Annotated in this window: 7 protein-coding genes; 3 read left to right on the forward strand and 4 right to left on the reverse strand. The window is 45.8% G+C overall.

The window, feature by feature from the left end; translation table 11 throughout:
* Positions 1 to 17: 17 nt before the first annotated feature.
* The gene (locus tag ACN0V2_RS11025; protein WP_417550869.1) at positions 18 to 5,996 is read left to right on the forward strand and encodes a GH36-type glycosyl hydrolase domain-containing protein; all 5,979 of its coding nucleotides are present in this window, start codon (positions 18 to 20) and stop codon (positions 5,994 to 5,996) included.
* An 80-nt stretch (positions 5,997 to 6,076) separates the two neighbouring features.
* On the opposite strand, the gene pqqA is transcribed toward ACN0V2_RS11025, so the two are convergent.
* Positions 6,077 to 6,148 (reverse strand): pyrroloquinoline quinone precursor peptide PqqA, encoded by a 72-nt coding sequence (pqqA, locus tag ACN0V2_RS11030; protein WP_081443609.1) that lies wholly within the window; start codon positions 6,146 to 6,148, stop codon positions 6,077 to 6,079.
* A 687-nt stretch (positions 6,149 to 6,835) separates the two neighbouring features.
* Between pqqA and ACN0V2_RS11035 the strand changes: the two genes are divergently transcribed.
* The gene (locus ACN0V2_RS11035) at positions 6,836 to 9,010 is read left to right on the forward strand and encodes a glutamine synthetase III (protein WP_417550870.1); all 2,175 of its coding nucleotides are present in this window, start codon (positions 6,836 to 6,838) and stop codon (positions 9,008 to 9,010) included.
* Between the two features lie 137 nt (positions 9,011 to 9,147).
* On the opposite strand, the gene ACN0V2_RS11040 is transcribed toward ACN0V2_RS11035, so the two are convergent.
* From ACN0V2_RS11040 to ACN0V2_RS11050, 3 genes are all read right to left on the reverse strand, one after another.
* The gene (locus ACN0V2_RS11040; RefSeq protein ID WP_417550871.1) at positions 9,148 to 9,423 is read right to left on the reverse strand and encodes a hypothetical protein; all 276 of its coding nucleotides are present in this window, start codon (positions 9,421 to 9,423) and stop codon (positions 9,148 to 9,150) included.
* 67 nt (positions 9,424 to 9,490) lie between these two features.
* Positions 9,491 to 9,739, reverse strand: coding sequence for a type II toxin-antitoxin system BrnA family antitoxin (gene brnA, locus ACN0V2_RS11045; protein ID WP_417550872.1), 249 nt, complete (start codon positions 9,737 to 9,739; stop codon positions 9,491 to 9,493).
* Positions 9,729 to 9,992: a BrnT family toxin gene (locus ACN0V2_RS11050; RefSeq protein ID WP_417550873.1), complete on the reverse strand. Its 264-nt coding sequence runs from the start codon at positions 9,990 to 9,992 to the stop codon at positions 9,729 to 9,731. Before ACN0V2_RS11050 ends, brnA begins: the two co-directional genes overlap by 11 nt.
* A 272-nt stretch (positions 9,993 to 10,264) precedes the next feature.
* Here ACN0V2_RS11050 and amt point away from each other — a divergent pair, with 272 nt between their 5' ends.
* The gene (gene amt / locus ACN0V2_RS11055; RefSeq protein WP_417550874.1) at positions 10,265 to 13,690 is read left to right on the forward strand and encodes an ammonium transporter; all 3,426 of its coding nucleotides are present in this window, start codon (positions 10,265 to 10,267) and stop codon (positions 13,688 to 13,690) included.
* Positions 13,691 to 13,842: the final 152 nt, after the last annotated feature.

Raw genomic sequence — 13,842 nt, forward strand, 5'->3', positions numbered from 1 at the left:
GGTTCTTGCATTTAAAAATGACGGCTCAATCCACCGATCAACCGATCATGCAGGCATTGATGATGCTGATATTTCTGCCGTATGACGCGTTGATAAATCTTGGTGCCATCGTGCAGTCTGGTCTGAGGATGCTGTTCACTAAAAAAGGATTATTAATCTGGCAGCTACCGAGTTATGCCCGTCGCAATAAATGTCAGACGCTACCGAGTTATTACAAGGAGATGTGGATTGCTCCATTGTTGGCAATCGGCTTAACAGCCGCCTTGCTATCGATACCGGCAGTCAATCCGTTAGTCGCTTTAGTTTGTTGCGGACCAATTTTGCTTTTGTGGTTTATATCACCAGGAATAGCATGGTGGATCAGTCAACCAGCACTTGAAAAGACAAAAGCTCTATCCGCTGAGCAGCAACAGTTTCTGCGGATCTCGGCGCGTAAAACTTGGCGTTATTTTGATGACTTTGTTAATGCTGAAGATAATTGGTTACCACCCGACAATTTTCAGCAATATCCAGCGCCATTAATTGCGTCACGTACTTCGCCAACCAATATGGGCATGTCGCTGCTAGCCGATCTGGCTGCATGTGACTTTGGCTATATCACTATCAGCCAAAGTATCGAGCGAATTGATAACACCTTAACCACAATGGAAAAGCTGGAACGTTATCGCGGGCATTTTTATAACTGGTACGACACTCGCACATTACAAGTACTGCAACCGTATTACATCTCATCGGTAGATAGTGGCAATCTAGCGGGCAGTTTACTGACCTTAGCTGCAGGACTCGTCGAATTTAAACATCAGCCAATCTTGTCAGCCAATACATTTCAAGGTTTGCAGGACACGTTGCAGGTATTTGTTGATTCTCTATCAGGTTCCATTGATAAATCATTGTCAGGTGAAATCAAATATCTGAATGAGATTTTACAATCAGGCATTCAGCAACATTCTGTTATGACAATCAGCAACTTCACCACTGTTTTACAAAATATCAAAAAAAGCAGTGGAGTGATTAATGAAATACTTCCGCTCAACATGGAACCCAACAGTCATTACTGGCTAGAAGCTTTTAAAAAGCATGTAACTGCATTAGAGGCTTTATCTTCAACGTTATTGGCTCAGTCCTCTCTATCTAACCCGATTCCGACATTACAGAGCTTAGCTGATCGGCAAAATAGCCAGGCATTGATAGAGTTAAAGCAGATCGATACTTTGATCCACCGTTGTCAGCAACTCGCGGTGATGGATTTTGGTTTTCTTTATGATGCCAAAGCCGAATTATTAACCATCGGTTTTGATGTCACCGAAAGACGCCGTGATTTGTCATGTTATGACCTGTTAGCTTCTGAAGCCCGATTGGCCAGCTTTCTGTTAATTGCTCAAGGTCAGGTTCCTCAAAAACATTGGTTTGCTTTAGGTCGATTATTGACCAGCCACGGTGGCGATATCAGTTTGATCTCCTGGAGCGGCTCGATGTTTGAGTATCTGATGCCGCAATTAATCATGCCCAGCTATCCCGATACATTATTAGACCACAGCTGTAAGGCTGCCGTATCACGCCAAATTCAATATGGTCGGCAACGCTCGGTGCCCTGGGGTATTTCTGAATCGTGTTACAACACCACCGATCTTAATCAGGTCTATCAATATCGTGCGTTTGGTGTTCCTGGATTGGGCTTTAAACGCGGCTTGGGTGAGGATTTAGTCATTGCACCGTATGCCACCGCGTTAGCGTTAATGGTAATGCCACGCGAAGCTTGTCTGAATTTACAATCCCTCGCAGAACTGGGCTTTTCAGGCGATTACGGTTTTTATGAAGCCATTGATTACACCCCGCTGCGGGTGCCGCGAAATAAAAGCTGTGCCATTGTGCAAGCCTTTATGGCCCATCATCAGGGCATGAGTTTGTTGTCTTTTGCTCATGTGTTATTGCATCAACCGATGCAACGGCGTTTTCTGTCTGATCCTCAAATTCGTGCTACCGAATTGTTATTACAAGAACGCGTGCCAAAACAAAGTGCCACCTTGCATCCGCATGCGGCAGAAGTCAGCGCGACAGCCAAACCACCGATTGCTGATAGTCGATCAATGATGCGGGTATTTACCCACAACACCCCAATACCTGAAGCGCACTTGCTGTCGAATGGCCGTTATCACGTGATGGCAACCAATTCGGGCGGCAGTTATAGCCGTTGGAATAATCTCGCGATTACCCGTTGGCGTGAAGATGTCACCGCCGATAACTGGGGCACCTTTATCTATTTGCGTGATATGGATAATGGCGAATATTGGTCGACAGCCTATCAACCAACATTACGCAAAGCCGATCATTACGAAGCGATTTTTGTACAAGCACGTGCCGAATATCGCAGATTGGATTTAGAGATTGAAGCACACACTGAAATCAATGTCTCGCCAGAGGATGATGTTGAAATACGCCGTGTCACCTTAACCAACCAATCGGATGAGCTACGCCGTATTGAAGTCACCAGCTATGCCGAAGTGGTGCTGACACAATTAACTTCTGATCTGGCGCATCGTGCGTTCAGCAATCTATTTGTACAAACCGAAATCTTAGCTGATAGACAGGCGATTATTTGCACAAGACGTCCACGAACCGCCGATGAGAAGGTGCCATGGATGTTTCATTTAATGTCTGCGCCAGGTGCTAACAGTGATGACCCATCATTTGAAACAGATCGCTCCAAATTTATTGGACGAGGAAGAACAATCGTTAACCCAGAAGTACTCACTAACAATGAATACACTGAATCAGCATCATATCGGTTATCTGATACTGATGGACCGGTACTGGACCCGATTGTCGCGATTCGCCGTACATTAACGTTGTCACCTGATATTTCGACAGTAGTGCAGATCATCTCCGGAGTTGCTGAAAGTCGTGAAGCCGCTTTGGCGCTGGTAGATAAGTATTGTGATCGACATTTTGTCGAGCGAGCTTTTGAAATGGCCTGGTTCCATAGCCAGGAAGTATTACGTCATATCAATATTACTGAAGCTGATGCTCAGATTTATGGCCGTTTGGCCAATTCGGTTATTTTTGGTAATCGAATGCGTCGTATCGCACCGGAAATCATTGCCCGCAATCAGTTGGGACAATCCCGGTTATGGCGCTTTGCCATCTCCGGTGATTTACCTATCGTGTTATTAAATATCAGTGATATCAATCGTATCGACTTGGTCAAGCAAGCTTTGCAGGCGCATGCCTACTGGCGAATGAAAGGTCTGATTGCTGATTTGGTCATTATCAATGAAGACTATTCGAGCTATCGCGCCGAGCTTCAAGACCACATTATGTCCCTCATTAATACAGGTCCTGAAGCACAAGTGCTGGATAAGCCCGGTGGTGTATTTTTACGCCGCTCCGATGAGCTGACCGAAGATGAGCGTGTGTTATTGCAAACGGTTGCCCGTATTGTGTTCAGCGATATTCATGACACTTTGATTGAGCAAGTGGATCGTCGCGTTTCAGTTACCCGACCTTCGGATCAGTTAACGATAACCGCAAAACCGACCTTACTACCGGTTAAACCGCTGGAGCCACGAGAGGGTATTTTCAAAAATGGCTTAGGCTGTTTTACCCCAGATGGCCATGAATACGTTATCAAACTCGAACCCGGCAAAACGACACCCGCACCTTGGGTGAATGTGATTGCCAGTCAACATATTGGAACCGTGGTCAGTGAAGGTGGCGGCTCATATACCTGGGTCAAAAATGCTCATGAGTTCCGACTCACGCCTTGGCTGAATGATCCAGTCAGCGATAGTAGTGGTGAAGCAATTTACATCCGTGATGAGTCAACGGGTGAGTTCTGGTCACCTACTCCACTACCGGCACGTGGCCGTACTGGATATGTCTGTCGCCATGGCTTTGGTTATAGCGTGTTTGAACATCATGAAGCGGAAATCACTTCTGAACTCACCACTTATGTCGCGATGGATGCAGCGGTGAAATTTGTAGTGGTGAAACTGACCAATCAATCAAAACGAACCCGTAATTTATCCTTAACCGGCTATTGGGAATGGGTGCTGGGTGAATGGCGTCATAGTAACTTGATGCATATTGTCACTGAAAGTGAGCCGCATTCAGGCGCGATATTTGGTCGTAATGCTTATAGTCGTGAATACGCAAACCAAGTGGCTTTTGTGCATATCAGTGAACAAAAACAATCAATGACCGGTAATCGCACAGAATTTATTGGTCGTAACGGTTCATTGGCAAATCCGGCGGCAATGGCGAAACAACAGTTGTCCGGCAATACTGGCGCGGGGTTTGATCCCTGTGCAGCAATACAAAGCAAATTTGAATTGGCGACGGGTCAGTCACGTGAGGTGGTGTTTATCATTGGTTCAGCAACCAGTGTGTATGAAGCGAATCAACTGATTAATCAATACGGCGGGCCAGTCGGTGCCAAACAAGCATTGGAATCTGTCTGGGAATTCTGGAATCACACCTTGGGCACCATCAATGTTGATACCCCGGATCCGGCATTGAATGTACTCGCCAATGGTTGGCTGGTTTATCAAACTATTTCTTGTCGTTTGTGGGGACGCAGCGGCTATTACCAGTCGGGTGGTGCTTATGGTTTCCGTGATCAATTACAGGACACCATGGCTTTAATTCACGCCACGCCTTGGCTGGCACGTGAACAGATCCTGCTGTGTGCTGGACGGCAGTTTATCAAAGGCGATGTACAGCATTGGTGGCATCCGCCAAATGGTCAGGGTGTACGCACGCATTTTGCCGATGATTATCTGTGGTTACCGTATGCCACCTGTCGTTATGTAATGACCACGGGTGATACTGGCATTCTTGATGAGCAGATTCATTTCTTGGAAGGCCGCGAATTAAGTGCTGATGAGGAAGCGTATTACGACCAACCACAACGTTCGGCAGAAATCGCCAGTGTATATGAGCATTGCGTAAGAGCACTTAAACATGGTCTGCGTTTTGGCGCACATCAGCTGCCGCTAATGGGTTGTGGTGACTGGAATGATGGGATGAATCTGGTCGGGCAACATGGCAAAGGCGAAAGTGTCTGGCTGGCATGGTTTTTATATGACAATTTGCGGCAATTTTCACAGCTCGCCATCACGTTTAACGATGCTGAGTTTGCTGATAAATGTCAGCAACAAGCAGAATTACTGCGTTACAACATCGAAGAAAATGCCTGGGATGGCGAATGGTATCAACGTGCCTGGTTTGATGATGGCACGCCGCTAGGATCCGCCAGCAATGACGAATGCCAGATCGATTCAATCAGTCAGAGCTGGTCGATACTCTCCAAAGGTGGTGATGAAAATCGTGCCAACCAAGCGATGAATGCTGTTGATAAACGCTTGGTGCGCCGCGATGCACAACTGATTCAATTATTGGACCCACCGTTTGATAAGTCGGATCTGGAACCCGGATATATTAAAGGTTACGTGCCTGGTGTTCGCGAAAATGGCGGTCAATATACCCATGCCGCCATCTGGACCACCATGGCATTTGCCGCGATGGGCGATAAAGAGCGGGCTTGGGAATTTTACGGCATGCTTAATCCTGTTCATCATGGTGATACGGCTGAAGCAATTGCCCGTTACAAAGTCGAGCCGTACGTCATGAGCGCGGATATTTATGGCTCAGAGCCGCATACCGGCCGGGGCGGCTGGACTTGGTATACCGGCGCAGCAGGTTGGATGTATCGACTGACGGTTGAAACCCTTTTAGGGATCAACCTTGAAGACGGCCATCTGAGAATTGCCCCTTGTGTGCCTGCTGACTGGACATCGTTTAAAGTGCATTACCGTTATCACGAAACGTTGTACCACATTACCATCAACTGTCATTCAGGGCAGCCACTACAAGTTACTAGCTTGTTACTAGATGATGTGGAAATAACCACTGCACGCGAAGTGGGCGCTAACAATGGTAAATTCCCGGTAGTCAACGATCAGCAGGTTCATCAGGTTGTGATTGAGCTTAATAGCTAATAGTTAGCTGATCAAAATTGTAAATGACAGCCATAAAAAAAGCCCCTCTCGGGGCTTTTTATTTTGCGTTGTTTCGAATCTTAACGATTGCAGATATACATCGTTACTTCGAAGCCAAAACGCATGTCTGAATATTCTGGTTTAGTCCACATGATAATCACCTCTTGGTTGTTTCGTTGACTTACGGTTCCCATGTTACGCCGACACTTAAAAAAAGCCATAAGGTGAAATGCTTGGACGGGCTCAGGATTTTGCTTGATTGAATTTACTTACGTTAGTTAAAAAAATGTCAGGCCTAAGCCTGACAAAAAGACAACGAGAGAGATACTGAATCAACTACCAGAAGGTTCTTCTGTTGAGATCACTTATCCGCCTAAATCAACGGAAAAACCGTGAATCAATTCAGATATTTATGTAGATCGGCATCAAGCCATCTAATTATTGTTTAGCTTTTCACATTTTATCAGTGCGTTTCCTCATTTTTCCCCGCTCCAAACGCCGCCATAGAGATCCTTTTATGACAATATTGTGACGATCTTTTGTGCTCCATTTTGGTGCCACCTGCACCTTCTTCGCTCACGTCTGACAACACTTATGCTCCACTCTGATGCCTTATAAACCCTGCATCCTACGGCATAACTTGTTTTGCTGAATATGACATTTTCGATGATAATTGGACTGCTTATTGCTTATGACTGTGGTTGGACAAAAGAACTTAATGGTCGTGTTCTGTTTCGTCGCTCTACTCATGATCAATCTTTACGAAATTAAGCTCTTATTTATTGTGTTGAAAATAGAGAAAACACAAATTAAACAATCACCGCCTAAAGGATAACGAAATGAGTGGAAACGAAGCACGCCTAACAGCAATTTCTCAAATCACCAACCGAGAAAAGATCGCGGTAAAAACACCTGAATCATTAGATAAGATTTGGGCAACCGATGTATTCAACCTGGCAACAATGGAACATGCCTTGAATAAATCGGCTTTTAAAGCGGTTAAACAAACAGTGCAAACCGGTGCACCTCTTGCACCAGCCGTGGCGGATGTTGTGGCAGCAGCGATGAAAAGCTGGGCATTGTCTAAAGGCGTTAAATTCTTTTCACATATTTTCTACCCGATGACCAATATCACCGCAGAAAAACATGACGGTTTTATTGTGACAAACTCTGAAGGTAATGCGATTACCGAATTTTCAGGCAGTTTATTAATTAAAGGCGAACCGGACGGTTCATCATTCCCTAACGGTAGCCTGCGCATGACCAATGCAGCACGTGGCTACACAGCTTGGGATCCAACCAGCCCTGCATTCATCATGCATACCGAAAATGGTTCAACTTTGATGATCCCAAGCGTTTTTATGTCTTGGACTGGCGAAGCGCTGGATAAAAAAATTCCGTTGTTACGCTCAAATGCAGCGATGGATAAAGCCGCTCGCAAAGTCCTGGCATTAATGGGTGAAGAAGAAATTGCCACGCTGAACTCAAGCTGTGGTGCAGAACAAGAATATTTCTTGATCGACATTAACTTTGCCAATGCCCGCCCGGATTTATTGTTAGCGGGTCGTACATTGTTTGGTGCTTCGCCTGCCAAAGGTCAGCAATTTGATGATCATTACTTCGGTGCGATTCCGGAACGTGTGCAAATCTTTATGCAGGATTTTGAAGATCAGCTATATCGCTTGGGCATTCCTGCTAAAACCCATCACAACGAAGTGGCTCCAGGCCAGTTCGAAATTGCACCATATTTTGAATCAGCCAATATCGCTGCCGACCACCAGCAGTTGATGATGACCTTGATGAAATGCACAGCGAAAAAACATGGCTTCATGTGCCTGTTACATGAAAAACCATTCGCTGGCATCAACGGTTCTGGTAAACACGTTAACTGGTCTGTCGGTAATGCCACACAAGGCAACTTACTGGATCCAGGTAGCACACCACACGATAACCTCAACTTCTTAGTATTCTGTGGCGCTGTCATTCGTGGTGTTCATAAATACGGTGCTTTATTGCGCGCCGTAATTGCCTCAGCATCAAATGATCACCGTTTAGGTGCAAATGAAGCGCCACCAGCGATCTTGTCTGTGTACCTTGGCGACCAATTAGAAAAAGTGTTCCAAGATATTAAAGAAGGCAAAATCGCTACCTCGTCTAAAGGCGGCGAAATGGACTTAGGTCTATCGCAAATCCTCAAATTCGAACGCGATCCAGGTGACCGTAACCGTACTTCTCCATTTGCTTTCACTGGCAACCGTTTTGAATTCCGTGCAGTCGGTTCATCACAATCAGTATCTGGTCCATTAGTCGCGATGAATACCATTCTGGCTGACTCATTGGATTGGATTGCTGAAAAACTGGATGCTGAACTGTCTAGTGGCAAAGCTAAACCCGAAGCCGTACTGGCAGTGCTGAAAACATTGATGGAAGAGCACGGCAACGTAGTATTCGGCGGTGACGGTTATTCTTCTGAATGGCACAGAATGGCGGTTGAAGAACGCGGTCTGAAAAATCTGCCGACTTCAGCTGATGCTCTGCCCTACCTGCGTGATGAATCGATTCGTGAACTGTTCTCGCGTACTGGCGTGTTTTCACCAGTCGAGTTGGAAAGCCGCTTTGAGGTATATGCCGAGCAATATATCTTATCGATTGAAGTCGAAGCCAAACTGGTTATCGAAATGGCCAAAACCATGATTTATCCAGCTGCTACGCAATATCTAGCTGAGTTATCCATGGCCAATAACGGCATGGCAGAGCTGGGCATTGAAATGGATAACGCCATCGCCCTTTCAATTGCCAATGAAACTAACGCCATGGTTGCAGCAGTTGCCGAGCTTTCTACCGCGATTAAGCAGCATGACTTTGACTCCATTGAAGCACACATGAATTTCTGTGCGCATGATATCCGTGGCTTAATGGTGAAAGTACGTGCTCACGTAGATGCCTTGGAAGCAGAAGTATCTGATGACTTATGGCCATTGCCGAAATACCGTGAGATGTTGTTTATTAAATAAACCATCACCTCAGTTACACGTAACAAAAAAGGGCCAGAGAATTTTCTCTGGCCCTTTTGTTTGTAACGCACAATCAATTAAATCAGCATGCTACCCCTTGCTTCATGGAACCAGCCCTTCACCAATTGCCGAGACTTTTAGTTATGCTCACAAATTTTTTGCTGGTGGTTGTAGCTACCACCGGAATCTAAACAATGATCCACTTGCATGAAGTCGCTATTCATAAATAAGAGGAAAGTACCAACAACAATTAACACTATTCCAAAAAATACGGCCCAACGACCTTTGAAATAGAAAGATGGCTCGCATCCTTGCCAACCGACGCTCACCTCTTTTTTAACGCACCAGTAGATACCAGTAACAATAACCCCTATTGCTATGAGATCGTTCCAATGCTGATTCAACCAATCCATGTTTCCTACTTATAACTTTCTAATTAAAGAGCTTCAGCATAATGAAGATCCCGAACTCCAATTAAGGTCAGACTCGATTGGTTTCTTTAGCAGCTTCAGCCTGCAAACGCTCAACCAGCCAGACTTTTATAATGGACTGCCGTGTAACGCCTATGCGAGCCGCTTCACGATCTAGGGATTCAACTACCCAAGACGGGAAATCGACATTGATACGTTTCTGCACTTGGTTGATGCGTCGACCACGCGAAAGATCAAGATCGTCAATAATATCTTCTTGGCCTTCATCAAATTTTTTATCGAAATCTTTAGCTTTCATATAGTTCTACCTCTTTTGGTCGAGAGCGCCTGACAGAGATCAGACGGACTCTTTCATTTCTGTACGTGATCACGGCAGACCAGTGCTTAGTTGCGATGCGGCCAATGACTAGAAATCGGGGTTCATTGTCGGATTTGGCAGGGAATTCCAGAAGATCTGGGTCATACCAAAGTTCCTGGGCCGCATCAAAGTCAATCCCATGTTTTTCCAAATTGGCCTGACTCTTATCATCATCGTACTCAAAACCGTTCATGAGTATAAATTATTCCTTTTTTACTCATTTTTCAAGGCAGAAGATTGGATATAAAAAACGTTAGAGAATTTCATCTGGTCCTTTTTGTTTGCATAATCCATCGTTTATCCCCCTCCCTTTTTTCAGGGTAATTATCCCTAGCTGAAATGGCACAAATACTGCTCATTTAAGACCTAACGACACTCTATACGAAGCAGGCTGGCGCTTTATCTCCCGTGAAAGCAAAGCTCTCGCACTGATAGTGTGCCGACTTCACCTTTGGAGAATGTTCAATGCCTGAAATGAGTGCGTTAGATACATTATGGTTGTTAATTGCAGCCATGCTGGTGTTAATCATGCAGGGTGGATTCCTGTGTCTGGAGTCGGGGCTTACCCGCAGTAAAAATGCGATTAACGTAGCACTCAAAAACGCGTTTGATTTGATTGTCACCGCCATGCTCTTCTGGCTAGTGGGTTTTGGCATCATGTTTGGTGCTCATGAAGGCATGACTCTCGATACTCACTGGTTTCTTGCAGATTTTTCCAGAGATGAATTCTGGCACGCCAGTTTTTTCTTTTTTCAATTAACCTTTTGTGCCACAGCCGCCACGATTGTCTCTGGTGCCATCGCTGAACGCAGCCGGTTTTCGGTTTACATTATTATCACTGCCCTTATCAGCCTGCTGCTCTATCCAGTATTTGGTCACTGGGTTTGGAGTAGCGCTGTCAATGAATCTCCTGGTTGGTTGGAAGCAATGGGGTTCACCGATTTTGCTGGCAGCACAGTAGTGCACAGTGTCGGTGGCTGGGTTGCCCTTGCCGCTGTGATTGTTATCGGGCCTCGAACTGGGCGTTTCATCCGCGGCCAAGTACAAAACATTCCAGGTAGTAATTTGCCGCTGGCGATATTGGGCATGTTGTTTTTTATGATCGGTTGGATTGGCTTTAATGGTGGCAGTACATTGGCTTTTACTACCGCCATTGCCGGTATTATCGTCAACACCATCATCGCAGCCGCTGCCGGGGGAATCACTGCAATCCTGCTGTCCAAAACGCAACAGGATAATAGCCAAACCACCTCTCTTACTATTAATGGCACTTTAGCCGGACTAGTCGCCATTACCGCAGGTTGTCATGTCGTTTCAACACCACAAGCAGCGGTGATTGGCAGCCTGGGCGCGCTAGTGATGTTTCTGGCTGAAAAACAGATGCACCGTATGCAGCTAGATGATGCTATTTCAGCTGTGCCAGTCCATTTGGCTGCCGGTATCTGGGGGACCTTGGCAGTCGCTATTTTTGGTGATTTGCAACTGCTTGATACCGGCTTAAGCCGTGCTGGCCAATTACAAGTGCAGCTGCTTGGTATATCTGTATGCGCTTTGTTTATTTTCCCCCTGTCACTCACTTTTCTCTTTCTATTGAATCGATTCATGCCATTACGCGTCAGTTTTGAAGCCGAACAACAAGGGCTTAATGTTTCAGAGCATGGTGCAAAAACAGAACTGACGGATCTGCTTTCTGCTATGCAAACCCAAGAGCGCAGTGGTGATCTGAAACAGCGGGTTCCAGTTGAACCGTTTACCGAAGTCGGCCAGATAGCAACTCAATACAATCGAGTTATTGCTAACTTGAATCGTATGGTGACCCGCACCCGATTGATTGTGCGCGATATGCGTGACGGGGTTATCACCTTCTCCAGTCAGGGCATTGTGACTAGCGCTAATCCAGGAGCTGAAATTCTGTTCGGATTGCCTGCCCACCAGTTGGTGGGACAACCCACTGAAGTATTGCTTCATGCAAATAATAAACAAACCTTTTCGGCGATTCTGCCTGAGAAATTATTTGTCACTCTGGCCAGCAGCCAACAGTCGGGCCCTTATGAAATCATCGCCAGAAACGGTAAAAGTGAGCCTTTCACACTGGAGGTCACCACCACTGCCAGCCCAACCGAAGAAGGCGTGCAATACAGCGCCATGCTGAGGGACATCAGTGAAAGAAAAAAGATGGAAGATCGTCTGCACCGTCATTCTGAACTGGCACAAGTGACGCTGGAAGCCATCACTGAAGCAGTTGTCACCTGTGATGCAGCTTATAACGTCGTCTATCTTAACCCGATGGCCAGTGAACTACTGGGGCAGACATCCGTGCAAGCCTTCGGTAAACCGATTGACGAGATTATTCTGATTGAGGATAGCGAAGCGGATCCAATTAACATTACAACATTGTGTAAGCAGTATTCAGATAAATTATCTAACACCAGCCAAAAGCGTCTTTTTGCCCTGAAAAACAAAAAAGGTGAAGAATTTGAAGTCCAACTCAACTGTGCCCCCTTGTTGGATACCAATCGGCAAAACATAGGCTGGGTGGTGGCGTTACAAGATATTACTCAAAACAGCCGTTTAGAGAAGATGCTCACCTTCCAAGCGGTGCATGACACCCTAACTGGCCTAATCAATCGACGTGAGTTTGAAAAGCGTTTGGAATCGCTGATCTATGAAGCGCATCATGATAAAGCCGAACATCTGCTCTGCTATCTGGATTTAGACCAGTTCAAATTAGTGAATGATACCTGTGGACACAGAGCCGGAGATGTTCTGTTAAAGCAGCTCTCAAATCTATTAAAACCCGTACTGCGTCAGAGCGATACCTTGGCTCGGCTGGGGGGCGATGAATTCGGGGTTCTGCTCACGCATTGTCCAATTGAAAAAGGACAGGACATTGCCGAAGCATTGCGAAAAACTGTCACTGCTTTTCGTTTTTCCTGGGAAGGTCAGGTGTTTTCAGTAGGCGTTAGTATCGGTTTGGTGAGTATTACCGAGGAAAGTGGCAGCTTGGATGAAGTGTTAAGTCATGCCGATGCTGCTTGCTACGCAGCGAAAGATCGTGGTCGTAATCGAGTGCATCTGTTCCAACCGGATGACATTGAGGCGCAAGAGCGCCAAGGTCAAATTCAGTGGGCCAGTCGCTTGCAAGAAGCGCTTGATAAAGACCTTTTCCGGCTCTATTTTCAGACAATTGTTCCGCTGGAAAACAGCGATAACATTATGCCGCATTATGAGATTTTGGCTCGCATGATAGGTCCAAAAGGAGAAATCATTCCACCAGGTGCCTTTATTCCGGCAGCCGAACGTTTTGGTTTAATGCCCAAGATCGACCAGTGGGTGATTCGTAACACGCTATCCTGGATGGGCGATCAACTTCGCCAGAATCAGCAGCCGGTGTTTTGCTCGATTAACCTGTCAGGTGCCTCCATTGGTCGCGAAGACATCCTGCAATTAATTCAGGAACAACTGGAGAAACGTAAAGTACCGGCAAATAATATTTGCTTTGAAATCACCGAAACCGCCGCCATCGCTGATCCAGCCAATGCCGCTCGCTTTATTACCGAACTGAAAAGCTTAGGCTGCCAATTTGCTCTGGATGATTTCGGTAGTGGCTTATCTTCCTTCGGTTATCTGAAACAATTACCGGTCGATTACTTGAAAATTGATGGTATTTTCATTCAAGAGCTAGCCAATAACCGGATTGACCAAGCCATGGTCGCCTCGATTAACAACATCGGCCATATTATGGGTCTAAAGACCATTGCCGAATTTGTTGAAGACGCTGCAACACTGAATATCCTGCGTCAGATTGGAGTGGATTATGTTCAGGGCTTTTACCTGTCACGTCCCGAACCGTTGGAATCACTCATGAGCGTCCGGGTAATGCCACGTTGAATGAAGAATATATAAGAGCAGCGTTCAGATTAAAGGGCCATTATTTTTGTGGGATTCCCAGGGGCCCGAAGGGAATCATGTGAGTCATTCCCACGCATAAAGTTGGAGCGAGAAAAAATAGGTTCTTAGGTGCCACGTTTTTATTGAAAACT

This window comes from Methylophaga sp., assembly GCF_048266885.1.
Classification (GTDB): domain Bacteria; phylum Pseudomonadota; class Gammaproteobacteria; order Nitrosococcales; family Methylophagaceae; genus Methylophaga.

Coding starts and splice junctions, on each gene's coding strand:
- ACN0V2_RS11040 (WP_417550871.1), bottom strand. CDS start 9,423: ATGGATTGGTTGAATCAGCATTGGAACGATCTCATAGCAATAGGGGTT.
- amt (WP_417550874.1), top strand. CDS start 10,265: ATGCCTGAAATGAGTGCGTTAGATACATTATGGTTGTTAATTGCAGCC.
- brnA (WP_417550872.1), bottom strand. CDS start 9,739: ATGAAAGCTAAAGATTTCGATAAAAAATTTGATGAAGGCCAAGAAGAT.
- ACN0V2_RS11050 (WP_417550873.1), bottom strand. CDS start 9,992: ATGAACGGTTTTGAGTACGATGATGATAAGAGTCAGGCCAATTTGGAA.
- ACN0V2_RS11025 (WP_417550869.1), top strand. CDS start 18: ATGACGGCTCAATCCACCGATCAACCGATCATGCAGGCATTGATGATG.
- ACN0V2_RS11035 (WP_417550870.1), top strand. CDS start 6,836: ATGAGTGGAAACGAAGCACGCCTAACAGCAATTTCTCAAATCACCAAC.